The sequence below is a fragment of the Pedobacter nutrimenti genome (assembly GCF_003208655.1).
Classification (GTDB): Bacteria; Bacteroidota; Bacteroidia; order Sphingobacteriales; family Sphingobacteriaceae; genus Pedobacter; species Pedobacter nutrimenti.
Map to the genome: position 1 here is coordinate 590,253 of NZ_QKLU01000004.1, position 25,905 is coordinate 616,157.

The following is a 25,905-nucleotide window of genomic DNA, read 5'->3' on the forward strand; positions in this document are numbered from 1 at the left end:
AGCACTCATTCAACATTTAATTCAAAGACATTATAGCCGTCCCTCTTAAATTTTTCGATAAGTTTTTTGCGTTCCCTACCTGCATCATAGCTGTTTGTAAATAATTTGTCGTTCTGGTCTTGCGAATTGACTGTAATCCCCAAAGCGTACTCATACAACTTATTGTCCACTTTATTTTTTACAGCCTGCTTGAAGGCTTCTTTTATGCTATATTCCAATACGTTCCATGTCGTGCCTTTAAAATCGTTTGGATCCAGCACCTTACTAATGTAAAGGACCTTATTGCTGTAGTTAGAGGTATAAGCATAGCAAAATGATGGCTTTTGTGCATAAGCGGTTGCCATGAGTAAAATGCTTATCACAAATAGAGAAAAGAACTTTTTCATATATATTTTAATTTAAATTCAGATAATTTTTAGTACCTGCAATTGCGTTTATCACATTAACACCAGGATAACTATTGCTCTTCAGCCAATAATACCCGGCAAGAGCAGCAGCTAGCCTTTGTTGAGGAGTACCATGGTGCGCAGGGTCATTAATAGCGGCATAGTCTCCAATTTTCATAAACCATTTTAGGTTCGCAATCACATCTGTTTCGGTTTGGTACGATCTGTAAAACAAATAGGCTCCAGCCATAAAATCAGCAAACAACTCTGCTTTCATTCCTGGGAATCGATTTACCCGATATTTATAATCGACAATATGACCAAATTCATGAGCCAGCGTCACAGGAACGACTGTCATGTTTCCCGCAAACTGGTACATTTGTACCACATAAGCTCTACCCAATATCACCGTACCATCGGGCCTTAAGTTTGTCTCTGCTTGTCGAAAGGCCCTGGCGTTTGGTGAGCCAGAGTCATCGTACATGAACAGAGAGGCATTTACCTCAAAAAATGCCCTGATAATATCACCTTCCCTTCCGATCCATTGGTCCAGTTGAAAATTTCCTGTGGTTACAGATAAGCTAAACTGTTGACCAGGTGTATTTGATCCATTGGATGCACAACCTGTAAATAATTGCGCATGGCACGGAATAGTTGTCAAAAGCACCAATAAAATTGTCAGATATTTCATTTTAGGGCTGTTTATTTATTGTCTCCATACAAAATTCACTAAACAGGGCCCTCTAATCAATACCCCCATAGGGGGATTTTGGGATTAACCGTTTCACGGTCAGCGTCGGTCAAAATATTTTGATGCAAAACATTCCTTTGATCTGGTTGTAATTTAACGTATATTAGAATAGTCAACCTACTCGCTTTAAAGGAGATATGAACATCTTTGAGTCCGACACCATAGCACTCAATTATCAGGACGAAGGCAACCTGTTAACCGCATCATGGAAAAATTGCACCAATGCAGAACAATTTACAGATGGCATAAAAAGTTGCAGGGAACTCTGTGATAAAGTCGATCTTCAAAATACCCTCTGGCATTTTAATGAATTCAGTTATGTTATTCCGCCAGACCTTCAAAAATGGACAGATACTTTTTTGAATGTTTCCGTTCTAAAAAAATCAAAAAACTTCAGAAATGTTGCTTTTATAGTAGGAAATGATGTATTGGCCCTTTTATCTGCAATTGATACAGCTGAAAATGGGGAATCGGGCGTAAAACCCCGCTACTTTGGCAGTGAGCAACAGGCCCTGAAATATTTACTGACCAGAAATAAAGAAAAAAAAGAGTTATCCAGGACCTTATTAATGCCAGACCTGTCATTTAAGACAGACAGCAATAATCCCGACAGGTCACAGATACGTATAGATGTTAACAGTGAAGAAATACATCAATATTTATTTCTCCTGAACCGCATGCTAAAAAGCAGGTCTTTCGGTATACAGCACGTTTCGAAATTCATGATGCTTTCTGTCCGAGAAAAAGAAATCCTGAATATGATTCTTAATGGGTTAACAAACGAAAAAATAGCCCAGTTGCTGTACATTACTTATGAAACCGTAAAAACCCACCGCAAAAACATTTTCAGAAAACTGGAATGCCGCAATCTGAGGGAACTCATGCAGTACAATATCCTTTTCCCAAGCCCGGGATCCTTTCTTTAAAATCTTATAAAATCCCCCAACGGGGGTATTGATCAAAACCCACTGTTTAGAGAACTTAGAATAATCAAACAGGGTCACCGAAAACTGCATATTGAAAGAGTAGGCTACAAAAATCCAAAACATGAAATCAATATCCTTAATGTCTGCTTTTTGTACAATTTTATTGTTCTTATGTTCTTTTTCTTCGAAAACAAAACAGTCTGAATGGGGAGCATGGAACTCTTTTACTGGTTATCCCAATATTGAATTCAGAGTAAAAAATATTGGTTACAATTCTTATGCTAAAAAGTGGCAATGGAACTTTCAGTTCAGGAATTCGTATTCAAGAACGGTCACTTTTAATTATGGCTATACTTCTGCCTATGGAAATTGTGTCAAAAATCACACGATCTATCGTCTGGCCCCTGGGGAAAAATCGGGTGAAGCAGGTGGTTTAATTGACGAAGCCAATAGAATCAGCCTGTGTATTGACAAGGTAGAATTTAGCAATAGCAAATGATAATCTTGTTATGATATACCGGGGTTGACATCATTTTTCCATTAAAATTTAAAAATGAAAAAGGCATTTTTTACATTTATGCTGTTTACAATTACAGGTGTGCTTTCTTTTGCACAGACCAGGCCTACTAAACAGGAAATTGTTAACTGGATCATAGAAAAAGTAAGGTTATATTCTGAATACAAATTAATCGAAAGCAACAATACAAAAGTTGCCACCTTCTTTAGTATTGATGCCAATCAGAATATCGAACAACATATAACAGGGAAGGGATTTACGATGATAGGAACTGAAAAATTGGAAGATATATGTTCTGCTGAATTGGATGAACTAAATCGTATAAAAATACAATTTAAACAACCCATTGTTATAACCCAGCTAGAAACCGGAGGGAAAGTTACTTCTGGCATTGCCATACTTTATTTAAATGAATCTAAAGAAAACAATCTAAGGAACCGAATGATAAAAGCGCTTAATGACTTAGGTTCGTACAATTGTCCTAAAGCAAAAGAAGTATATTAATTAATATGAAAAAGGTATTTTTTACATTCCTACTATTTACAATTACGGTTGTGCTTTCTTTTGCGCAGACCAGCCCCACTAAACAGGAAACTATGGACTGGATCGTTGCAAAATTAAGGGAAAATGGTTATGGGACTACCCAGACCACAGTCACGGGGGATTTATATTTATATCGATTCAATTATACTGTCGATGACAACGGGATAATTAACGTTGAGGAAAACTCTTCAGTTAAGGATGAGAGCGGAAGGTCCTATACAAAGGATAGTTATTCATTCTCGTTAAATGATATTTGCAGTATACAAACCGGGAATGCCATAAAATGTCTCTTAAAGACGAAAATAGATTTAAGTACCGAGCTGAATCAAAATGGATACAAATCACGTATAAATAGATTACGACAATATTCTTTTATCTGCTTAACATGGGGGAAGGAACAAAACTTAAATGAACGCATGACGAAGGCACTACAGACACTGGCCGAATATAACTGCCCTAAAGCAAAAAACACATTTTAATACTGTTTGAGAACCTTCCAACACCCTTTCCTCCTACTCTGGTGACCAGATAAAATTGCCAAGATTTTTCTAAGACAAAAGAAGTATATGAATTAAATGACAAACGGATTAATCCGGATACAACAGATATTTGGCGCGGATCGCTTTAAACTTTTGTAATCCCGGTTGCCAGCTTTTTCTGATTTCAGCTTCCGGTACCCCTGCTATGATTTGCTTTCTGAGTTCATCTGTACCTATACGTAGATCAAAACCAGATACTTCTTTATTATTTATGACCAGTGTGATACAAGTAGGCTTAAAGACTAAATTAGTAAATGATTTATAATTATATATTTGCCTACTCATCATGTGAAATGACCGCTCCGAATGTATCCTCTGTATTAGTAATAGTCATTGTATTGGTTTTATCCAATGTACCAATCACATGTGTGCTTATAAATCCCCTCAGAAATTTAAGCCCAGCACTCAACCATAAAAAGTGAACACCATTAATGATAGACAAATGATCAAAAAAATATCTCTGGTAATTCTAATCGTTTCTTCCCTCTCCATCCATGCACAAAATTTATTCCCGGTAAAGTTAGAAAACTGTAAAACGGATAGATTTTGCCTCGATTGTGGAGATGTTAAAGCATCTTACAGCGAAGCAAACTTTGCTGAATTGCTGGAAAAACTAAATAAATCTTTAAATCTTCAGGGTATTAATGGAGCTGTTAAATTCCAGGTTTTAATCGATTCTAACGGAAACGGCTGTGTATTAAGTCATACAGACCAATCAAACCATCTTATTACACAACAGATCATTACCCAGTTAAATAGCTTTAATAAATGGATTCCCGCAATTACTGCCAATAAAAAAGAAGAAAAAACATCTGTTAACCTGATCTTTTCAATAAAATCAGGTCGGATTTCCGGAATGATAGAAAGAGTTGATGTACAGGCTTTTAAAAAATCATTTGATGAACCAAGAAAACCAGAAATATTTAATAAGACTTACGCTTACAAAAACGAAAATCTAAAGAATTATAAAATTACAGTTTGGAATTCACGCAACTCGAATCTGACCGACAATATGAACGACAACATTACTATTGATAAAAAGGGATTGATTTGGTTATCTGCCGGAGATAGTTTGTTAACATTTAATGGAAAGAAATTTTATAATGCTGGAAAAAGTAACGAGAAAGGCCCTTATCTATGTATTGAGAGCGACAACAATGATATTAAATGGATGTATGTTTCCAACAGTATATACAGTTATGATGATAAAAACTGGACCAAGTATGACCCAAAAGTTATTGGATCTGACGGTGCATATAAGATCATTAATAACTCCAAATCACAAGAAGTTTTCTTCTGTTCAGATAAAGGGCTCACAATTTACAAGGATGGTCAATGGTCAAATCTGAACCAAAACAAAGTTAAGGAGTTGCCCTCCAATAGGATTACGTTTGCCCGAAGAGATTCCAAAAACAGAATTTGGATTGGGACTTTTAGTGGTAGTATTGTGATTGATGAATTGGGAAGAGCAACAAGCTTTAATGACACTGAAACGGTGTTAAAAGGTAAGTGCATTACTTCAATGGATGAAGATGAAAAAGGTAATTTATACTTTTCTCTCTACGAGTTTGATGCGAAGATCCCCGGACAGGTAAACAGAGATGAGGGGATTGCAGTGAAATATGCGGATGGTACAATTAAACAATTTACAACTTCAAATTCGGGAATGCCTTTCAATCATACAAACAAAGTACTCTATGATAGATATGAAAAAGTTTTATGGATATCTACAGACAGGGCTGGATTAGTCAGGTATGATTTAAAAGATGGTTGGGAAAATTATCATAATGAGAATTCAGCAATACCAACATCCTATATTTCGACAATGACGTTCGACAAAAAGGGAAATTTATACCTCGCAACCAGACAAGGCCTGGTTAAAATAGAACGAAAATAAATCGAATCTAAAAACCAGTACTATTAACGGGACGACGAAGGATATTTTCATTTTTATCGATTTGGAACCGTTCGATATCCATCCGAATTGTGAATGGCTTTCCGATAATATTCATAGTAACTCTGAGTACCAAGAAGAACATAATTCACATGAATGGTTTTAAACTTTTCAGCAATACGATAGTTGACATTATATAAAGATTGAGGGTGTCATTTTTAAAATGTTTAACAACATGTTACCTAGCCATCTCCATCTTTTACGGTCTCCCTTAAATTAAGAAAGGGCAGAATACTCTGCCCTTTTATGTAATAGCCCGAAGGCTTGTTAACGGGGTATATTACAACCCCTGTACCCGCTTTGGATAGTTTCCTATCCTGTCCTGTGAAATAGTTTCCTATCTCCGGTATCGATCACACATATCCAAGACAAATCTTATGATATTACAGACCGCTGCAATGAGCATTATTGCAGAGAACAACTGGGTTAACATACTTTAACCAAGATACTTAATAAGATTTAAAATATTACTAATTATTGACTGCCCATCCTTTTATTAAAATTAAAAATGCAGAATTAAATTTTTGGCATTTCCATTTCAATCACTGGATCATTTATGGGTTTTAAGAAAAAAACATTGCCCTTGCTTTCAACAGGTTTTCCTTATTTTTTTTATCCTTGATGACCACCTGTTCAGGTGAAAAAAAATGGGTCAGCACGGACCGGATGTTTTCCGGATCTCCCATGTCCAGGGCAAACTGAAGAACGGCTCCCGAAGACTGCTCTCTCATGATCATTGTAACTTCCGATTTACCTATGCTTACCCGGTAAGTATTAATTGCCTTGAATTTAAGGATCATTAACTCGGTGAGCCGGATAAATTCAGATTTATTCTGCTGCTCAACCGCTTCAAGCAGCAATTTCTCCCCCGCACTGGACTGGTTATAGGTGTACAGCTCCGCATCTTTTATCTGCGGCCAGTTGATGATTTCCCAAAGCATAGGCCGGGCCAGTTCAAATTTTTTCAGGTCCTGCCACAGGACATCGGCCATCCTGCATAAATAATAAAACTTAAAGCCGTAGTATTCTTTTCCAATCTGGATCCCGTCCCGGATCACCTTATGCGTATCGGGCTTTTCCTGGTATAAACGCTGCCACAACTGGTATTCTTTTTCTTTAAATTTCTGGTCATTTGCACAATCGCTCAGGAAACAGGCAAAATCTTCTACTTCTTTTAAAGCCAGGCTTTCTATGGGTATATGATGATATTTATCAAACCATTTATTTGCTTTATGAACTTGTTTGATTTCAGTTTCTATATACTTTTTAAGTTTCACTGAACCTTTATGGCCGGGCTCTTTTTCCAGAATCCCGTCAATGATGTTCAAAGCCTTTTCTCCGCAACTTAAAATTTCGCCCCCCGTTTTCATTGCCATTGCATCCAGCCACTCAAAATAAGCCCAGCACAACAGGGTGTTGGTGTCTTTCAGGTCCTTTTCCTCCATGATCTTTTCAATTTTGACCACGGTTGTATAGAAATTCAACTGTTCAATTTCCCTGACAATCTCTTTATCAAGTGTTTTCAGGTCAAAGGGATATTTTTCAAAAGGGTGAATACGGGTATCCATACACTTATGTTTTAAGCATTTAACTCAATATAAGAAATTCAGATTTATAACCTTTTAATAAGTAGAGATTTCTTTTACGGCTCAATCCACTAAACCTCTTCAGGGGATAAAAGATATTCTATAAATTAGTTCCTTCTAAACACCACCATTTAAAACCAATATGGTCCCGAGAGGAAAACTGGATATATCTTTTGCGGCATTGTTTAAAGGTATCGTTTACTGCGGTGCAGAGTTACTCGGCGCAACACATTCAAAAGAGATAAAAACTGTACCAAATACACTGTATTGCCTTTCTGTACGGACCGGCTTAGACCTCACTTTACAAGCCCTTAATTTTGAGCCCGGGTCGGAGGTTCTTGTTACCAACATCAATATCCCCGATATGTTTAGTATCTTATCGGCTCACCGGTTGGTTTGCGTTCCTTTGTCTGTAAATAAACATACACTCGAAATTTCTGCCCAGCAGATTAAGAAGCTCATTAATCCTTCTACAAAAGCAATTCTGATTACCCATTTGTTTGGAGCGGTCATCAATATTCAGGACATCATCAATCTGGCAAAAGAACATCACCTGATGGTGCTGGAAGATTGTGCCCAGGCTTTTAATGGCGTTTATAAAGGCAACCCCGGTACCGATGTAGTGATGTACAGTTTTGGGCTGATTAAAACGAACACCAGCTTAACCGGTGCCATGCTGCGGTTTAACAATCCTGAATTGCAACATAAGGTAACCCTTCTCCAAAATCAGCTTCCCATTCAATACACAGGACAGTATTTAAAGAAGCTATTTAAAGCCCTTATTATAAAAATGATCACTCAAAAATGGTCATTTACCTTACTTTATTGGCTGTCCCAAAAAGCGGGGAAAAATTTTGATGATGTACTGGCTGGTTTTACAAAGGGTTTTCCGGGTGCAGATGTTATGGCTAAAATCCGCTACAGACCATGTCAGGCCAACCTGAGGTTAATGGGTCAACGTATTGCTGCCTTTCCTTTAACCCGCATTTCTAAAAGACAGGAGCTCGCGCTTTCGACCTTAAGACATCTACCTGAGGCAATGAAAATAGGGCAATTGAATGATCAACACACTTATTGGGTGCTTGCCATTGAATCAACTGACCCCGGTCAGCTGATCAAAGCGCTTCGGGCCAGGGGTTATGATGCCACTCAAAAGGCTTCAAGCCTGGTCAAAATAAAGGGCACAAAAGAGGTTTCCCAGCCTGATGAACTTGATTTAGACAAACTGGTTTATTTACCTGCCGGGAGCGGTATATTACAAATCCTTTAACCTGCTGAAAACACCTTCTTTTTAAGCCAGGCCCGAACGGGTTCATCGTACCATTTTAAACAAACCCAGGCCAGTAAAACCGCACTACAGAAAACAAGTATGCCCATTGGATAGGCTTCTTTGAGCGGCATCTTGTGGTCGGCAACCCAGGCATTGTATATACAGACCAACGGAAAATGGGTCATGTAAATTGGGTAAGAAATATCTCCTAAAAACTTACAGATTTTCGTCGCATATTTTCCGGTCACTTCGCCCCCTGCCCCCAGCCATACAATTACAGGAAAGAAAACGATCACACTGACCACATCATAAATGGCATTCATCCATAAATTTTCTGCTCCGCCAATTCTTGGGATGGAAAACACCACCAGGATCAGCAGACTGCTCCAGAAAAAAGCATTTTTGACCTTAACCAGTTTTACAGTACGGCAGAGCAGCAGACCTGCAAAAAAAGGATACATGACCCGGGCAAAACCGATGTGCAGCTGTTCCAGGTTAAGTGACCAGCCCCCAATAATATCACCTGTTTTACTGGTTAATGAAAGGTGCACCAGAAAACAAGCAGAAAGAAAAACAAGAAGCGAGAGGGCTTTATTTGAAAATTTACGCACAAAAAGTGCATAAAGAATGTTGGCTATGTATTCAAAAAACAGGGACCATCCCGGACCATTTAAGGGGTGCATTTCCTGCCAGCCCCGGATGTCCATGGAGATGGGCAGCGGAAGGAGCGTAAAACCAATTAAAGTAACCAGGATTAGCTTCCAAACGGGCACTTCATGAATGCCGGGCCACAAGACAGAGTCCTGAAAGTAAAAACATAAGGCACCGATAAGCATTCCCATCACCACAAGGGGTTGCAGCCGGACCAGGCGGCGTTTAAAAAACCCACCTATACTCATTTTGCTCCACCGGTCGTCATAGGCATAAGCCACCACAAAGCCCGATAACAGAAAGAAAAAATCTACTGCCAGATACCCGTGATTGATCATCAGATCGAGGTGACTGGTGGAATGGGATTCTAAAATATGAAATGCTACCACCAACAGGGCGGCAACGCCACGGAGTCCGTCAAGAATAGGGTAATGGGGTTTAGAGGCTAACTGCATTTTACAATAAAAAAATATTTGAATTTGGTTATTAGAGTATGGCAATCAATAATACGAAATAGTACAAGAATTTCCATTTCTGTCTTAAATTTTAATTTATTTTTCCAAACGGCAAATTTTAGCTAGTTTTAATTAACAACATTTACTCACCTAAATTAATTGATTATGAAAAATTTGAGAACCAAAATTATGTTGATCCTGATGACGGGATTACTGATGAGTTTAAATGCATCAGCAAGCAGTGTTTTACCCAAAAGCAACGCATATACCATTGTCCGGAATTTTTTATGCTTTGATGTTCAGGGAACTTTAATTGGCCCGCCCCCATCAACTTATACTCCGGGAGGCAGTTTAAACTTTACATGGTATGGAGATCCGATTCCTGCCGGGGCGTACTATTATATTGACGATTATAATATAGAATATCAACGCACAGGTAGGGCCGGAAACGAATTTGGCACAATTGCAATTCCAATGACTGCTTTTGGCGGACCAGGTAATCATACCGTTGGAATTGTTTATTGGGAAAACGGGATACTACTAAATTATGTCTATCCAATTACAGTTACTTTATATTAAGTCCCTCTTTTACCATACCATTAAGGCTGGCTTTTCCTAGCCAGCCTTAATCCATCATCATATCCACCCCTGTGCTAAACCCGAAGATGTAATTAAAAGCAATTTTGTTTAATCTTCTTTTAAAATCCTTCCCAGAGGATCTTCGGAAGGTTCCCCGGGAGCGCTAACCCTGGCCTTTGTGTTTTTCTTCTTCATTTCCTTTAATGTTCTGGCTACAAAATGTACTTTGATTTCATTAAACAGCTGTTCATATTCCCCAATCAACACTCCAAGTTCGCTTAACTTTTTGCCATAATCGGTATACAAACGCTCCAGTAATTCACGATATATTTCTGTTTGCAATTGTCCTTCCTGCTGCTCCAGTAATTTTTCTAAATGAAACAGGGCATCCATCAAATGCGCATGCTTCGACCGGCTGATGCCCTGCATTCTTTTAAAATCTAAAATCCGTAAACAATTTGTTTAATCACAATCGGGGCGTTTCCATTTTTTCCGCCCGAACGGGTAGATTGATTGGAAAACATCAGGTCCGGTGCGGCAAGCCAGGCATCGACCGTTGCTTCAGAACCGGCCCCCTGCGCTTTAATCAGTTCTTCACGGGAAGGAATTTTAAATTTCACGGTGTAGAATTTACCACTTTCTTTATAGTCCGCAGACAATATGGTGGGTACGTTCAGGATCCCCAAACCGACCTTAAATACATCCGAAGCCGGATCGAAAGCAGGAACAGAATAGTAACCTGCAATGATTGCATCGCCGGTCATCTTACTGCCGGCAAAAGTAAGGCTTACTTCTTTTAATCCTTTCAGATCAATAGAAGCGCCTGTACTAAAATAGGCCGAGCTAAAATTGCTGGCGCTGGATACCACATATACATAAGAACGGTCTTTATTCAGGATCTCCCCGTCAAATTTATCCCCCGGTATATAGGCCATAGTACCTGAGCGTTCATAATGCATGGTTTTGGTTTCAAAGGCACGGCGAAAGGTCATGTCTGCTTTCACTTCGCTGGTCACGTACATTTCATCCATCAGTAAACGGGAGATACTGCCTGCTGATACGTCGGCCGAAGTTCTGAGGTCAAGATAAATGTCTTTTCCCCTGGTTCTGAGAATTCCCTTAACCAAACCTACGCTGGCCGGATAGCTGCTGTTTTCAAAAGCAGCACCACTGACCACCATGGATTTGATCATATTGTTCCCGGCGTCCTGAAAAGTAAGTGTACCACTGTATTTGCCATTTCCACCACTAAATGCCCCTTCTGTTAATGAAATAAGGGTACCGTTCCATAAAGCCGCGTTTTTTAAAGCCTCTGTGATGGTGGTGTTTTTTGCAGTAATTGTTCCTGTACCCGTCTTTTTTGCATTGGCAGCAGGCACCTGGGCCAATACAATTTCACCATTCTGCTTTAATAATTTCTGTCCGGAAACATTAACCTCCAGCCGATCACCCGCAGCAAAATTTTGTGCTGCATCGAAACTAATGACAATACCTGGCTGATCATCGGCTTCCTGCAAGATGACGGTTTTATTGTCTACATTTTTTCCGCTGATGTCAGAAATCACGACCCCACTGATCTTTTTAGCATCCGGAACTTTAACCTCATCTGCGGTACTCAATGCTTTAAGCGCAGTCAGGCTGATGATTTTGATCTCTGCCGGAGGAGCTACGGGAAGCTGTTGACTTTCATTCTTTTTACAGCCGCCCATGCCAAATAGCAAAGCGGATAATAATATGATTTGAATGGTGTGTAAGTTTTTCATTTCTCTAGTAATTTGAACAGCTATACAGCTGTTTTATTAAAATCCGTAAACAATTTGTTTGATAATAATTGGTGCATTTCCCTGACTGGAGGCGGCCCTGGTCGATTCGTTCCGTATCATAATTATAGGGGCGGCCAGCCAGTTGTCTATCACCTGTACCGATCCTGCCTCTCCTTTAATGAGCTCCTCCCGGGACGGAATTTTAAATTTTACAGTATAAAATTTACCGGCTTCCTTAAACTCGGTTGCAGCCGGGAAACTGGCATAACTTAAAATTCCGATGCTGATCTTGAATACATCTTTTGAAGGATCAAATGGAGGTACGGAATAATAATCTGCGATAATGGCATCACCTGTCATTTTACTACCGGCAAAAGTAACCGTGATCTCTTTGATCCCTTTCAGGTCAATAGAAGGCCCCGCATCAAAATAAGCACTGCTGGGGTCCCCGGCACCTGACATCAGGTAAACATAAGCGCGGTCTTTGGTCAACATATCGCCGTCAAATTTATCTCCGGGAATATAAACCATAGAACCACCCTGTGAATAATTCATGGTCCTGGTCTCAAAATCGCCATAGCCAAAGGTCATGTCTTTATCGACCTTACTGGTCACATACATTTCATCGCTAAGCAAACGGCTGATACTGCCTGTAGCTACGTCTTTCGCGGTACGGATATCCAGAAAAACATCCTTGCCCCTTGTCCGCAAAATCCCTTTTATACTCCCCACACTTGCCGGATAAGTGGTATTTTCAAAAGCGGCCCCGGCAAGGACCATCGATTTAAGTCCTGCACTCTTATCGTCAAAATTGAGTACCCCACTATATTTACCATTTCCTCCACTTAATGCGCCTTCGCCCAGGGAAACTAAAGTTCCATTCCATAAAGCCGCGTTTTTAATGGCTTCGGCTGCTGTTGTTGTCCTTCCGGCAATAGCTCCAGTTCCGGTTTTCTTTGCATTTGCTGCTGGTACCTGGCTCAACACAATTTCCCCGTTTTGTTTTTGCAGTTTCTGTCCGGAGATGTTCACCTCCAGCTGGTCACCCACAGCAAAAGTCTGCGCAGCATCAAAACCGATGACAATTCCCGGCTGGTTATCTGCTTCCTGTAATACAATTGTTTTGTTGTCCAGATTTTTTCCACTCAAGTCAGAAATAACCACACCCTTGATTTTTTTTGCGTCGGGCACTTTTACTTCATCTGCTGTGCTCAAAACTTTAAGGTCCGTGAAGCTCATCATTTTAACCTCCGCAGGAGGGATTACCGGAGGATCACCTGCCGGGTTCTTTTTGCAGGCAGAAAGGCTAAGCAGCAGTCCCACCGTAAGCATCATTTGTTGAATAGTTCTTTTTGTTTTCATTATTTTACTGGTTTTGTTTTTTGGACAAAGGCATAGCCTGGCATGTATAATACATCCCTGCAAATTCCCTTTGAAATGTTTAGAATATTTGTCTGATCAGTGCTCTTAAATTGGCTTCTATAGCTGTATTTTGATAATTAATTGTGCCATCGGCATTTCGGCCCACGGGTAGGTTTAACTGATGGTTTTTCTGAAAACCTTGCACCAGCAAGGTATAAGCATGTCCCTCAATTGCCGGAATTCCGGTATAAATCAGTACCTGTCCTGTGGTTTTACTGACCAGCCGAAGTTGTAGAGAATTGTTTCTGGCCTCTTTGGTATTGAGCATCAGGTACTGGGTAAACTGACCGTATTTTAAATTCTGCGGAAGGGTTTCCTGACTCAGGCTTCCATCTGCCTTTACCAGACTGCATTGCAGCTCATCGGCATCCGGACTCAGGTGCACCAAACGCAAGGCTACGGATCCATTTTCTACTTTTAAGGATTTACCGGCAGGTATGGTTAAAATTTTATACTTCGGCACCGTATTTTCAGTAACGGGTCCGTCTCCCAGGTAAAAGCAGGTTTCTGTATTGGGCCCCATTTCTATACTGGTATCTGCAAGATCTGTCAGAGGGCTGTTGGTCAAACCATTCTTATCTGCAATCATATAACTGAACAGCCAGCGGTGCGTTCCTGCGGGATAACTCAGGAACAGTGGCCCCTGATCTTTCAGGTAAACTTTTGGGAATTCAAGCTGCCTGCTGTAATCGATCAGGTTAAAGTGTGGCAAGCTGGAATACTCACTGTTGATGAATTTTTTATTGTTGGCCACTGTATCCAGAAAAATGCCTACACCTCCTGAACTATATTTAAGGAAGACATCTGAACTGGCCAGAAAATTAACCCCTGCAGCTGCTGTTCCCCCGGGTAGTGCCGGTTCGATGTCTTTTTTGCAGGAAAGCAGCAGTACAGCAAAACAAAAGGTCGTTATGTATATTTTAAGCTTCATATTTTTTATTTTAATACCGTTTTCACAATCCTCCTTTTTGCGTTTGCAGTCATATAGACCTGCCCTTGTTCATCGTAATTGAGCAACTGGTCTTTAAAAGCACTTGCTGGTTTACCGTACTGGTAATAAGGTTCAAAACGGTAGCCGGTGATATCGGCAGGCCCGGGAGCATACTGATAGGTTCTTTCGGCCTGAAAATCCAATACCATCCATTTGGGCCCGCCCACAAGCGCGGAAATATCTACCCCACCTTGTCCGGTTGCCAGGGCGCCATCCAGAAACTGGTAAAGCAAAAACTGTAAGCGCTGGCCAGGTAAGGGCAAATAACCAAAACCACCATCGGTACTGCCCACATCCAGATTGATCCTCAGGTTAGAAAATGGTCCTGTATAGCGTTTAGGGAGTATGGAAGGTCCTTCGGGCAACAGGTTAAATTTTTTGATCATCAGGCGGCTTTCAAGATCAAAAACCAAAAAGGAAGGTACGCTTGTGATGTTTCCCAAAACCCTTACACTTTCTGTAGAAAGAACATAAAGGGTGCTTTCATCGGGTAGGACGCGAAGCCCTGAGGCGAAGCGGTTTGGCCCTTCTATATAAACCCCGTTCATTCCGGGCAGGGCTGCAAAAGTTTTAAACAAATATGCCAGGCTGCCATCGCTGCTGCTGTATTTGGCCACTGCCCCTATTTCTACAGGGGTATGTTGTACGGGCACTTCTCCGGCAATACCTAAAAACACATTGCCTTTACTGTCGGGATAAACAGCCGTAACGGCCAGGTTTACCTGCCCGATGAGTCCTTCAAATGGGGCTTTTAACCCATTGCTCTGGTTAAGTACTTTAATCGTTTTACTTTGCAGGTCGGCTTCGACAAAAGCATCTCCTGTTGCTGTTTTAACGGAATACCAGGCCTTGGTGCTCTGCGGATTTAAGCCCCCTGCAACAAAGGTCTGCAGGCTAAACTGATTCCCGGTCAGCTGGCGCTGGGTCATCAGCGTTTCGAAGTTTCCGTCTTTGCTGATGTGTTTGAGACTTTTTGAGGGAACATCAAAAAAGTACAGATCTCCTTTCCCATTGATGCATTGCAAAAATACATTATTGGGGTCAGACAACTGAACGTGGTCGGTGATCCCAAGGCCCCCTGAAAAACTTCCTTTTCCTCCAAGTGCATAAATTTCTATACCCGCACCGTTTATGCTGTACCCACCGGAGGTTATTTTAACCGGAATATCCCGGCCCAGACCCATTGCCTGGGTAATGATGATTTTAACCCGGTCCATCATCTGCTGACTGGTACTGGGGTAGGTCCCGGCCAGATAAGGGATGGAGTCTACAGAAACGATACTCGCTTCGGCCTTTCCAATCTGTATTTTCAGGTTGTTTTTTGGCTGCAAACGCCCTACAATGGTCATCGTGTCTCCAACGCCATAGGCTGGAAGATAGGCATATTTATTTTCGTTATTGATCTGCGGCAGGGCATCCAGTTTTGTTTTGAAATCATCTGTTTTTTTACAGGCAGAAATTAAAACCATCCCCATTAGGCCCAGGATCAGGGGGATTCTAATCATCAATTTCATTTCTTTATCTTTCATATTTTTTGCAACTAAAATGAATAAAGCAGGGACAATATAAAGTGACGGTCGGCCTTGTACTCATTAGCAACCAGGTCTCCGGAAATACTGTACCTCCTGTCATTGGGTTTTCCGGAAGCCGGCGGGGTAAACACCGCTTTTTCGTATTTATAAGTAAAGTTTTCATCTTCTACCATGCGGATGGGCTGGTCCAGAATATTCTGCACACTAAATTTCATCTGCATACTTTTAATGATCCGCTGGGTTAGCGAGAAGTCTAAACTGCCGCGTTTGAGTTCAATCAGGCTGCCCTGATTTCCGGCCTTTACAAAGGTATTCCCTTCTGCAGGTTTGTAAGGCGCCCCATAGGCTGCCGCGTAAATTCGCGGACCGACTTCATTCCAGGTTAAAGTCACCTTGGTTCCGCTTGCTGCGTTGTCATAATATAAACCTATATTAACCGAATAGGGTGCCTGTCCCTGTAATTGTCTGGTGAACTGGGGGTTCAGCCCGGGGTCCGTATTTTTATTTAAAGTGGTATCGAGGTTTTTTACCGCTTCACTTTTAATCAGGGAAAGGTTTCCGATAATGGAAAAATTCCTGAAAAAATCTACCGGAATAAAATCCAGGCTTTTACGAAAGTCCAGTTCCAGACCTTTTACTTTTGCCCGGTCGGCATTTGCAAAAGTAATTGTCGCTGGCCCTCCTACCCTCAGGTCCCGGTGAATGATTCTTTCAATAGGATTGTTCAGTTCCTTATAAAAAAGACCAACACTAAACGTTTCTCCTTTGGTATTGTTTTTAGGATACCATTCTATCCGCAGGTCGTAGTTGTCAATTTTGGCTGCTTTTAAAAGGTTATTTCCCTGTACGGTCTGGTTGTTCAGGTAATCGAGTTCACTATAAGGGGAAAGCTCCCTGAATTCGGGCCGGTTAACGGTTTTTCCATAGGCTGCCCGGAATACGAATTCGGTATTGGGACGATAACCGACGTTAAGGGAAGGTAGGTAACTGGTGGTTTTATTGTCCACCAGAACCGGGGTATTTACGGCTCCACTGACATTGGGAGGCAGTGCTCCGGCTACTTTCTGCCGGTTATACTCTACCCTTAGTCCCCCATAAATATCCAGTTTACCATCAAAAGGCAACAGGCTCAAAGCGGCATAACCGGCATTGTTCTGTTCGGATGCGATATAGGCATCATTTCCGCTGGTCCGGTCAAATACTTTAAGGGCACTGCCATCGTCTTTGAGGTAATCTGTACTCCAGATCCTGCCCAGGTCCTGCTCTTTAAAAAACACCTTACTGTAATCTATAAATTTGCCATTTCCGCCAATGTCCTGGGTTTCGGGATAACCGGCATTATTCAGGTCTCCCTCATTCAGGGTATACACCCTGCGGAACAGCTTTCTGGCTTTCCATTGCTGATAGGTCCCGGCTTTAAAAGTAATCCAGGGTTTTACCTTCCAGGTATAATCGGCTGAGGCATTATATACGCTTTCCTCATTTTGTGTCCATGTCCGGGAGATCATTCCACGTTCCAGTCCGTTATCTCCATCTTCTACTCCTGGTGCAGGGCGATAGGCCGCTATCCAGTTCAGCTCGGGTGTGCCGGGCAGCAGGTTAAAATAATCCCTGCGGTTGTACTGTAACCGAATAACCCGCTGGTCGGGGATCTGCTGGCGGCTATAGGTGTAGCCTGCATTCCATTCCAGCTGCTGCTTACCTTTTGCCAGGTAATGGTTTCCGCTAAAGTTCCCTGAATATAAAAAGCGCTGGGTATAGGAAAGGATAATATTACGGTCCTGCACCCTGTAATTCACCGGCAAATCTGTCCAGATGCCTGTGCCTTTATTGGTACCGTCGTCCACAAAAAACTGGTCATTTTTGGTGTTGCGTACAATGGTCGCATTTTGTCCCTGTTGCAGGAAAAAGTTTTTAAAAGACAATGAACTGCTGTCCTTTAGTTTATAGGTAAAGTTTTGCAGTAAATTAAGTTGCGCCGCTTCAGTGCTTTGGGTTTCCCGGGTCAATGCATGTGACCTGGTTTCATCAAAAGCGCTGAAAAAACTATTGGTCCTGGCCACCTCATTTTGCTGGCTTTCGTTTTTATAACTCAATGAACTGAGCATGCCGATTCTTTTTCCACCTATTTTAAAAGAATTATAATAATTGGCTGTGAGCTGCAGCATAGGCAGCGCCGTTTTAAAACCATACTGCAGGTTAGGGCTAAAATTCCGGGCATAATCCGTCTGGGAAATCTGTGCTTTGGTAAAGTCACCGTAACCTGGAACAACTGTAGGCAGTTTCCTCAGGCCATTATCAAAACCCAGAAAATCGGTTCCGCTGCCCGGACTGCTTAGAAATTTAGAATTAAAGGTGGTATTGGGCCGTACACCGTTTTGCAGCTCCAGGTCAAAGTGCTGCACATTCACGGCATCTTTGGTAAATAGTTTTACGGCTCCTCCTGTCATATCCCCCATCAGGTCCGGAGCCGGAGATTTATAAACCAGAATCCGGTCTATCACCCTGCTGGGAATAAGGTCCAGGGAAAAAGCCCTGGAATATAATTCGGTAGAGGGTGCAATATTCCCGTTCAGATAGGTCATGTTGTACCGTTCATTCATTCCGCGGATAATGATAAACTTATCGTCTTTTATGGTCACGCCCGAGATTTTTTTAACCACTTCGGCGGCATTCCGGTCTGCACTCATTGAAATCTGCTGAGAAGAAATGCCGCTGACCACCGACTGCGACATTTTAATTTCCTGAAGCACCTGTTTGTCTGTTGTGTGGGCTACCGGGGCCCGGCTTCGCCGTAAAGAACTCACCACTACCTCATCGAGTGCATTACTGCCCTGAAGTTTCAGATTGTAATTTTCCTCTTTCCCGGACTGCACCGTAACCGGCATTTTCTCTGTTTTATAACTGACAAAAGAGGCCTGCAGGGTATATTTTCCTGAAGGCACATCCTTAAAATGATAATAACCATTCGGATCAGTCTGTGCTCCTTTTTTCAGTTCAAGGATGTAAACAGAGGCGCCGGGCAGGGGTTGTGAAGTTTCAAACTCTACAATACGGCCTTTAAGCCCTCCTTTTCCCTGACCGGCGGGTACGTTTGGGGAGGGCTCTTTGCTTTGTTCAAAAGTGATGTAACCTCCCTCTGCTTCATAGTTCAGGCCTGTAGCTTTTTTGATCAGCTCAAGCGCCGTTTTTATACTGATAGTGGATTCCCCCGTTTTTATAACCTGGCCAAGTTTAGGCTGCAGGGATTCCGAATAATTAAAACGGAAGCTGGTTTGTGTTTTAATGGCTTCTACAATTTTAAGGCCTGTCAGCGTTCCTTTGGGAAGGGTGATTTTTTGGTCCTGCGTTTGTCCCGTGGCTGTAAAAGAATTAAGAATGGTGCATAAAAAACATATCAGATATGTTATATTTTGTTTCATATTTGCATTATAAATAGATTAAGGGCCTATACCCATTTGTTTATTTTACCGACTGGTGCAATCAGTCATTTACAGGCCGTCCCGCGTCAACAGGACGGCCTTTATAATTTAGTTTCCGTTCATACTCCTTTCTTTTAAACTGATGTTTTTGCCTTTGATTTGATAGCTAAAACCTGCGGACCTGGAAAGCAGGGACAATACCCTGTCCAGTGGCTGGTTTTTAAAACTGAAGACCACCTTGCGCTCCAGTAAAGCAGGATTGTCTGTATGAATGTTAACCCCGTACCATTTTTCCAGGTCATTAACGATCTCCTTCAATGCTGCACGATCATAATCCAGTTCACCCCTGGTCCAGTTGATTGTTCCTGCGGCAAGTACACTGGCCACTTTATATTTTCCGCTTTCCTGATGGTATTGCAGCTGCTGATCGGGATGCAACCTCAGCATTTCCTGATCCTTATGACTGATGCTAATGCTTCCGGTATGAAGGGTAATTGTGTTTTGTGTTTTTGTTGTATTTATTTCGAAACTCGTTCCCAGCACTTTGGTGGTCAGGGTCCCGGCCTGGACATAGAATGGTTTTTTTCTATTGTGGGCGATGCTGAAAAATGCCCTGCCACTTAACCTGATCCTGCGGTCACTTCCATTGAAATCAGCGGGTACATCAATAGCTGAGCCCGGAAACAAGGTGACCTTACTGCTGTCCTTTAAAAGAAAAGTTTTGACCTGACCGGCTGGTCCGTATATTTTTTCCCAGCCTACAGATGACTGCGCTGTTTTATTCCAATACCCTTTAAACCAAAGCCCCATTGTAGCACACAGCAGCAAAATAGCTGCGGCTGCAGCATAAGAAAACCATTGACGGCGGGGTTTTATGCGGATGGATGTTTTTTCCTTTGTATTGCTGTTCAGGGTGCTCCAGATGTGGTCCCGTTGATGTTGACTGCGGGAGGGATCAAATTCTTCCCCTTGTAAATAAAAAGCTTCCCGGATACAATTTTCAATGTAGTCTTTGTCTCTGTCCAATGCCAGATAGGCACTGATCACCTGTTCTTCCTCCCTTGTACATTTACCCAGAAAAAATCTGATCATGGTTTCTTCGCCTGGTCTTTCCATTTGGATTTGTCTTAACAGACAGACGGTATTGCTGCCTCTCTATATGGATAGACGTAAGTTTCCTGCGGGAACAACTATGCCTTTTTGAAACTTAATATAAGCGGTAGTTTTACTTCACGATATCTTAACATTGGACGTAAAAACGAGCTGTAAAAATACAGGTGGAAGAAATTTCAGGGAAGGCAACAAGCTGTGGCCACAATCAGTATTGGAAGCACCTCCGAATAGGCGCCCAAATCGTTACGGATAATTTTCATGGCAGCCGTAATCTGGTTATTGACTGTACTGACAGAGATCTTTTTTGCTTCGGCAATTTGTTTTTGGCTTAAGCCCTGTTCACGGCTCATTAAAAACACCTCACGTTGTTTTGCGGGCAGTTTATGAAGTGCCCTGAGGTAAATCTCTTCCAATTCTTTAAAACCCAGCTCCGGGTGCACAGTAATCCCCAGATACTCCACTGGAAGGGTTTCTATATCCTGGGTTTGGAGAATGTTCTTCCGTTTAAAATCAGCAATCTGATTTCTGATGGAGCCAAACAGGTATTTTTCAAAATCGGCTACTTTTCCAAGTTCTTTTCTGCGCTGCCAGATGTTCAGAAAAACATTCATGACCATTTCTTCGCTGTCTTCCCTGCTGCGGGTGGATTTGTAACAGGTCTGGTAAAGTTTATAGTAAAAAGAATCGACAATGTTCCGGTAAGCGGCATCCTCTCCACTAAGCCATTTTATAATATACTGTTGTACAGTATCGGTTGCCATTGTTACTACCTGATTGATGCTACGGCAACAAAGGTATCAATGCTGTGTTAAGTTAGTATTAAGATAAAGCAGGTGGCTTGTTCCATTAATCCATCACACTATCCAACCCCCTTTTAAATCCTTTAAAACTGCCTACTTTTTTAATAGCCAGCAAGCCTCCTTTTACATAGGGTTCTGCTCCCGTACCTGAATCGTGCCTGATGGTCAGTCTTTCATCCTGTAAGCCAAAAACAGATTCTACCGAGATGGTATAGCTGGGAAGCCTTAAGGCATGGACCCGTACATGATTGATTTTGGCGCCCCTGCTTTCCACAGGGCCGACCAAATGGTCCCCGCTTACAAAGTCATTTGGTATCCTCACCTCTGAAAGTCTTTTTACCAGTTCCCTGGTGGTCCCGCTGGGACTGTCTATTTTATGACTGTCGGCGTAATCAATTACTTCAAAATCGGAAATGTATTTTGCTGCCATTTCCGAAAATTTCATCAGCAAAACTGCTGTAATGGCAAAATTGCCAACGGCAAGTACAGAAACCTTATGCTTGGTGGCCAGTGTTTCTATTTCCTGGTAATCTTCGTCTGTTAAACCCGATGTGCCCACTATAACGTTTACTCCCTTGCCGATAGCGGTTATGATATTTTTCTTTGCGACCTCGGGTTTTGTAAATTCAAAAAAAACATCACAGGATACGGTAGATAATGCCGTTTCTGCATCACCAAAAACAGGAACATTTTCCGATTGAAGTTCCAGCAGTTGTGAAAGGTTCCGACCTTGCATTTTTCTGGATATCCCACCGGTCAGTTCCAGCCCTGGATCGGCATCTATGCCTTTGCATAAAGCAGAACCCGCCCAACCTGTTGCCCCGGCAACCAATACTTTTATTTTCATATTTTCTTATTTGATTATCCCCCAAAAATCTGAGGTCATGTTACAAAAACAATTTATAGGACTTACAGTTTTACCAGAGTTGTAACATTCATTGGGACCATTATTGTTTTTTTTCAGCGTCCGAAATATATTTTAAGGCTTGTTCCAACTGTACATCACTATAGGCCATGATTTGTTCAATTGTTGGCTCAAAAGCAATATCGGGTTTAATTCCAATACGTTGTGTTTCCTTCCCGTTTGGATAAAATATTCCGTTACCGGTAAATTGAAACTGGTAGTTTCCCGGCAAATTAAGCTTTTTTAAATCCCCGTCTGCGCCTGCGGTCTGACTTCCAATAATGACTGCTTTTGAGCTGAGGGCCCTTAACATCATGGTAAACCATTCTCCCATACTCTGCGTATGCTCATTGGTTAAAATAATAATTTTGCCATTGTATAAAGCCGAGTGTATCTGAATGTCCTTGGACAAGTATGCTTCCAGTTCATTCTTTAAAAGAAAGGCCCCGGGATCTTTCTGATCGGCCTGGTAATAACGGGCAAATTTAAAGGCTGCTTTTCCCAGCATTTGGGGCAGGTAATAATAAAATAATCCTGGGGACTGGGGATACGCCCTCATGTCAAAGATCAACGCTTTTTTACTGTTCAATAAGGCCGAAAATTTCAGCACACTTTGCGTATCTGCCGGAAGGTCTTGATCAAAAAAATATCCTGCCCTGATGATCCCCACCCCATCCCCAAGATCTTCATAACCTTTCTTTACCTTTTTTTGATTAATCCGGCTTTGAAAAAAACGATTAATGAGTCCCACTTCATCTGTATTTTTCAGGCTGAGCATTTTAACTGAACGCTTGTAATACTTACCTTTTCTTAAAATTTTTAATTGTAATGCGGGATTTTTAATAGCGGTAAATGCATAGGCCATTCCAGTATTCTGGGTAGATAAAATTCTGTTTTTAACCGCAATATTGGATGCTGGCAATAACGCGGCCCTGTCTTTAAGCCAACAGGCCACGTCTATTCCGTTAATTTTCACAATGAGGTCTCCTTTTTGCAGGGAAGCGCCATGCTCAAGGCTATCACTTAAAAAGTCTTCCACCAGGATATTTTGCCTATAAATGCTGTATTTGAACGGGGGATAATAATCAAGTTTAAAAACCTTCACCTTTTCCTTTATCTGGTCCATAAATCCTTCTGCATGTGTATCGTCGGTGGCCGCTTCGAGCAACAATACTGCTTTCTCGTAATCGGCCCTGCTTTTGACATGTTCAAAAACAGGAATCATTCTGCTCAGTACCACTTTCCAGTTTTCATCTGTCTTGTATTTATAAGGGAACAGGTATTCAACAGCATTCCATGCTTTGGCCAGGGCCAGCAGGTTCATGGCCTGGTTGTCGAAATTATAGTCTGCATAGCTTGGTTCATTGGGAAGGAGGGAGTCGTACCATAATGTAGGAATGTAATGGTGTATTCCATTTAAATTACCCACTGAAGATAATGCTACTAATTTCTGTCGGAGTTCTTTCTCATAGAACCGATCCCGGGTCCAGTCGTAGTCGATATTTTTAATCAGGTGTCCGGAGCCTGGTTGACGACGGAAATTTTTAATGCCCTTTAAGGCTCCTGAATCTGCCTGACCAACCATTTTCAGCAGCAATGTATTTAAGTTTTTTCGGTCTGCTTTTTTTATGCGGTCAATGTATTTTAAAAACACTTTATCTGCATCAAATTTTCCCGATGCACTTTGCAGGGAGCGGTATTTTACCATTCCCCAAACCTGGATAAAACACTGTATATTTTTGTTTTGATCAGTGTCTTTTGCATGCACTACCGGAATGAAACCGTATAAAAAGAAGAGGAAAAGGCCGAGTTGTTTTTTCATGTTTTTTGCTTTAGTCTTCCAAAGGTCTCAAACAGTCTTTCATCAAAAAAAAGCGATTGACCAAGCCACCGGTTTTATTGATAAGAACAGATTTTGGTAAAAAATAATCTTATCTATAAAATTGACCATCTTGTCAATAGAATTGACCACATCATTGATCTCTTTTCGGTTCTGAAAAATTTTAACTTACTTTTAGAAGATGAGGAAAAAGGCCATAATTTATTTGCATATAGGTTACTGGACACTGGTCTACATACAAGTATTGCTGGTTGGTGTAGGCACTGGTGTGTTAGGGACCTATTTTGACTGGAAGCTATTTACGGGCATTGTGATGCCTGTTAAATTTTTGCAAATGGCCTGTTCCATTCTTTTCTTTTACATGAATTACTTGTTGCTGATACCCTTTTTTTTGAAGAAGGGTAATATTTTTAAATATCTTTCTGCACTCATTGCTGTCATTTTAATCCTTACTCCTTTATACTATGTAACTGAGCAACATGTATATCCCCTTTTGGGCTGGAAAAGTTATGAACTGGATCTGGACTTTTCATCAGCATTAATGGTCACCATTAGTTCTTGTTTTATCCATATATTTTTAGGTTTATTACTGAGTTACCTTATGGACTGGAGAACCATACGCACAGAAAAGGAACTGGCAGAAAAAGAGCAGTTGAAAACAGAACTGGCCTTTTTGAAATCACAGATTAATCCGCATTTTTTGTTCAACACCATTAATGACATTTATGCTCTTTCGCAACAACAATCGGAACAAGCACCAGGTGCATTGCTTAAATTATCTGAACTGCTTCGTTATATGCTCCGTGAAAGTGATGGGACTTATGTTCCTTTGGCAAAGGAAATTGCTTATCTTGAAAATGTAATCGAGCTTCAGAAAATCGGACAGAAAGGTTTTTCCTATGTAAATTTCAGGGTCGATGGTGAACCGGCCGGGCAGATGATTGCTCCCCTGATTTTGATTAATTTTCTCGAGAATGCTTTTAAACATGGTGTTTTTACCCAGGAGCAAGAGCCCATTGAAATTTTGGTCCACATAGATAAAAATGCTATGTATTTTCATATCGAGAACAAGATAAACACTTTTAAAAAAGACAAGACAGGTGGAATTGGGCTCGCAAATGTAAAAAGGCGTCTGGCACTTATTTATCCGAAAAAACATGAACTTCTTATTGAAGAAAAAAAAGCAACCTTTATCGTTGACCTAAAAATTAACCTGACATGATCCGATGCCTAATTATAGATGATAAACCTCTGGCAATTGATGTATTGAAAAACTACATCAGCAAGGTTCCTTTTTTGGCGCTGACCTTCAGCACCACCAACCCGCTGGAGGCACTGAATAAAGTGATTGAAGGCGGTATAGATTTGGTGTTTCTGGACATCCAGATGCCAGAACTCAGTGGTTTGCAGTTTATGAAAATCGTAAAAGGAAAGTGCAGGGTAATTTTAACAACTGCCTATTCGGAATATGCTTTTGAAGGCTTTGAAAACGACGCGGTTGATTATCTGTTGAAACCGGTTTCTTTTGAACGTTTTTTTAAAGCGGCCGAAAAGGCCTTGTTCCTTTTAAAAGGACAATCAGATCAAGAGAAAGCGGAGCCCAGGCCTGCATCAATGCAAAAAGAAATCAACCACATTTTTGTTAAAACAGAATATAAACTGGTCAGAATAAACCTTGCAGATGTACTGTATGTGGAGGCAATGCAAAATTATGTGGTCATCTACACAGGAACAGAGAAAATAACCAGCTTACAGACCATGAAAAAAACAGAAGAGCAATTGCCCCCTGCTCAGTTTTTAAGAATCCATAAGTCTTTTATTATAGCTATAAATAAGATCAATAGTATTGAACGCAACCGCATCCATATTGGATCAAAAATTATTACACTTGGAGAGGTTTACCGGGAAGCGTTTTATAATGCCATAGAGAATAATTAACCGGCAAAACTTCAACCCTGGTT

The 25,905-nt window shown here is 41.2% G+C and carries 24 protein-coding genes; 9 read left to right on the top strand and 15 right to left on the bottom strand.

Features of this window, described 5'->3' with window-relative positions; genetic code table 11:
- Window positions 1-5: 5 nt before the first annotated feature.
- Both B0O44_RS14105 and B0O44_RS14110 read right to left on the bottom strand, forming a co-directional pair.
- Window positions 6-386, bottom strand: a complete 381-nt coding sequence (locus B0O44_RS14105) for a hypothetical protein (protein ID WP_146229842.1) — start codon at window positions 384-386, stop codon at window positions 6-8.
- A 7-nt stretch (window positions 387-393) separates the two neighbouring features.
- On the bottom strand, window positions 394-1,077 hold the full coding sequence (locus B0O44_RS14110; protein ID WP_110831630.1) for a hypothetical protein: 684 nt from the start codon (window positions 1,075-1,077) through the stop codon (window positions 394-396).
- Window positions 1,078-1,274: 197 nt separating this feature from the next.
- Between B0O44_RS14110 and B0O44_RS25090 the strand changes: the two genes are divergently transcribed.
- The 4 genes from B0O44_RS25090 (at window position 1,275) to B0O44_RS14130 (ending at window position 3,602) form a co-directional block, all read left to right on the top strand.
- Complete coding sequence (locus B0O44_RS25090; RefSeq protein WP_211321377.1) at window positions 1,275-2,063, top strand: helix-turn-helix domain-containing protein; 789 nt, start codon at window positions 1,275-1,277, stop codon at window positions 2,061-2,063.
- A 121-nt stretch (window positions 2,064-2,184) separates the two neighbouring features.
- The gene (locus B0O44_RS14120) at window positions 2,185-2,562 is read left to right on the top strand and encodes a hypothetical protein (protein WP_110831632.1); all 378 of its coding nucleotides are present in this window, start codon (window positions 2,185-2,187) and stop codon (window positions 2,560-2,562) included.
- A 54-nt stretch (window positions 2,563-2,616) separates the two neighbouring features.
- Window positions 2,617-3,084, top strand: a complete 468-nt coding sequence (locus B0O44_RS14125; protein ID WP_110831634.1) for a hypothetical protein — start codon at window positions 2,617-2,619, stop codon at window positions 3,082-3,084.
- 5 nt (window positions 3,085-3,089) lie between these two features.
- Window positions 3,090-3,602 carry a hypothetical protein gene (locus tag B0O44_RS14130; RefSeq protein ID WP_110831636.1) on the top strand — a complete coding sequence of 171 codons (513 nt, stop codon included), beginning with the start codon at window positions 3,090-3,092 and terminating at the stop codon, window positions 3,600-3,602.
- Window positions 3,603-3,710: 108 nt separating this feature from the next.
- Here the strand turns inward: B0O44_RS14130 and B0O44_RS25230 are convergent, their stop codons facing one another.
- Window positions 3,711-3,950 carry an exo-beta-N-acetylmuramidase NamZ domain-containing protein gene (locus B0O44_RS25230; RefSeq protein WP_317047152.1) on the bottom strand — a complete coding sequence of 80 codons (240 nt, stop codon included), beginning with the start codon at window positions 3,948-3,950 and terminating at the stop codon, window positions 3,711-3,713.
- A gap of 154 nt (window positions 3,951-4,104) precedes the next feature.
- On the opposite strand from B0O44_RS25230, the gene B0O44_RS14140 reads away from it, so the two are divergent.
- Window positions 4,105-5,559: a ligand-binding sensor domain-containing protein gene (locus B0O44_RS14140; protein ID WP_110831638.1), complete on the top strand. Its 1,455-nt coding sequence runs from the start codon at window positions 4,105-4,107 to the stop codon at window positions 5,557-5,559.
- A 620-nt stretch (window positions 5,560-6,179) separates the two neighbouring features.
- Here B0O44_RS14140 and B0O44_RS14145 read toward each other — a convergent pair.
- The gene (locus B0O44_RS14145) at window positions 6,180-7,184 is read right to left on the bottom strand and encodes a hypothetical protein (protein ID WP_110831641.1); all 1,005 of its coding nucleotides are present in this window, start codon (window positions 7,182-7,184) and stop codon (window positions 6,180-6,182) included.
- Window positions 7,185-7,344: 160 nt separating this feature from the next.
- Between B0O44_RS14145 and B0O44_RS14150 the strand changes: the two genes are divergently transcribed.
- A complete protein-coding gene (locus tag B0O44_RS14150; RefSeq protein ID WP_110831643.1) occupies window positions 7,345-8,472 on the top strand; it encodes an aminotransferase class V-fold PLP-dependent enzyme in 1,128 nt (375 codons plus the stop codon).
- Here B0O44_RS14150 and B0O44_RS14155 read toward each other — a convergent pair.
- Complete coding sequence (locus tag B0O44_RS14155) at window positions 8,469-9,578, bottom strand: acyltransferase family protein (protein ID WP_110831645.1); 1,110 nt, start codon at window positions 9,576-9,578, stop codon at window positions 8,469-8,471. The genes B0O44_RS14150 and B0O44_RS14155 overlap by 4 nt on opposite strands.
- Before the next feature lie 165 nt (window positions 9,579-9,743).
- On the opposite strand from B0O44_RS14155, the gene B0O44_RS14160 reads away from it, so the two are divergent.
- The gene (locus B0O44_RS14160; protein WP_110831648.1) at window positions 9,744-10,157 is read left to right on the top strand and encodes a hypothetical protein; all 414 of its coding nucleotides are present in this window, start codon (window positions 9,744-9,746) and stop codon (window positions 10,155-10,157) included.
- Window positions 10,158-10,265: 108 nt separating this feature from the next.
- On the opposite strand, the gene B0O44_RS14165 is transcribed toward B0O44_RS14160, so the two are convergent.
- From B0O44_RS14165 to B0O44_RS14210, 10 genes are all read right to left on the bottom strand, one after another.
- Window positions 10,266-10,586, bottom strand: coding sequence for a hypothetical protein (locus B0O44_RS14165; protein WP_110831650.1), 321 nt, complete (start codon window positions 10,584-10,586; stop codon window positions 10,266-10,268).
- Window positions 10,587-10,597: 11 nt separating this feature from the next.
- Window positions 10,598-11,920 (bottom strand): DUF5689 domain-containing protein, encoded by a 1,323-nt coding sequence (locus B0O44_RS14170; RefSeq protein ID WP_146229844.1) that lies wholly within the window; start codon window positions 11,918-11,920, stop codon window positions 10,598-10,600.
- A gap of 36 nt (window positions 11,921-11,956) precedes the next feature.
- The gene (locus B0O44_RS14175; RefSeq protein WP_110831655.1) at window positions 11,957-13,282 is read right to left on the bottom strand and encodes a DUF5689 domain-containing protein; all 1,326 of its coding nucleotides are present in this window, start codon (window positions 13,280-13,282) and stop codon (window positions 11,957-11,959) included.
- Between the two features lie 79 nt (window positions 13,283-13,361).
- On the bottom strand, window positions 13,362-14,273 hold the full coding sequence (locus B0O44_RS14180; protein ID WP_110831657.1) for a DUF4397 domain-containing protein: 912 nt from the start codon (window positions 14,271-14,273) through the stop codon (window positions 13,362-13,364).
- Between the two features lie 5 nt (window positions 14,274-14,278).
- Entirely contained in the window at window positions 14,279-15,862 is a 1,584-nt protein-coding gene (locus tag B0O44_RS14185; RefSeq protein ID WP_110831659.1) for a hypothetical protein, read from the bottom strand.
- Between the two features lie 11 nt (window positions 15,863-15,873).
- Window positions 15,874-19,287: a TonB-dependent receptor gene (locus B0O44_RS14190; RefSeq protein WP_110831661.1), complete on the bottom strand. Its 3,414-nt coding sequence runs from the start codon at window positions 19,285-19,287 to the stop codon at window positions 15,874-15,876.
- A 108-nt stretch (window positions 19,288-19,395) separates the two neighbouring features.
- A complete protein-coding gene (locus tag B0O44_RS14195; protein WP_110831664.1) occupies window positions 19,396-20,403 on the bottom strand; it encodes a FecR family protein in 1,008 nt (335 codons plus the stop codon).
- Between the two features lie 173 nt (window positions 20,404-20,576).
- A complete protein-coding gene (locus B0O44_RS14200; RefSeq protein ID WP_110831666.1) occupies window positions 20,577-21,161 on the bottom strand; it encodes an RNA polymerase sigma factor in 585 nt (194 codons plus the stop codon).
- 85 nt (window positions 21,162-21,246) lie between these two features.
- A complete protein-coding gene (dapB, locus tag B0O44_RS14205) occupies window positions 21,247-22,047 on the bottom strand; it encodes a 4-hydroxy-tetrahydrodipicolinate reductase (RefSeq protein WP_110831668.1) in 801 nt (266 codons plus the stop codon).
- A 100-nt stretch (window positions 22,048-22,147) separates the two neighbouring features.
- On the bottom strand, window positions 22,148-23,926 hold the full coding sequence (locus tag B0O44_RS14210) for a S41 family peptidase (RefSeq protein WP_110831670.1): 1,779 nt from the start codon (window positions 23,924-23,926) through the stop codon (window positions 22,148-22,150).
- A 199-nt stretch (window positions 23,927-24,125) separates the two neighbouring features.
- Between B0O44_RS14210 and B0O44_RS14215 the strand changes: the two genes are divergently transcribed.
- Both B0O44_RS14215 and B0O44_RS14220 read left to right on the top strand, forming a co-directional pair.
- Window positions 24,126-25,166, top strand: coding sequence for a sensor histidine kinase (locus tag B0O44_RS14215; RefSeq protein WP_110831672.1), 1,041 nt, complete (start codon window positions 24,126-24,128; stop codon window positions 25,164-25,166).
- On the top strand, window positions 25,163-25,882 hold the full coding sequence (locus B0O44_RS14220) for a LytR/AlgR family response regulator transcription factor (protein ID WP_110831674.1): 720 nt from the start codon (window positions 25,163-25,165) through the stop codon (window positions 25,880-25,882). The genes B0O44_RS14215 and B0O44_RS14220 overlap by 4 nt, the downstream gene beginning before the upstream one ends.
- Window positions 25,883-25,905 lie beyond the last annotated feature (23 nt).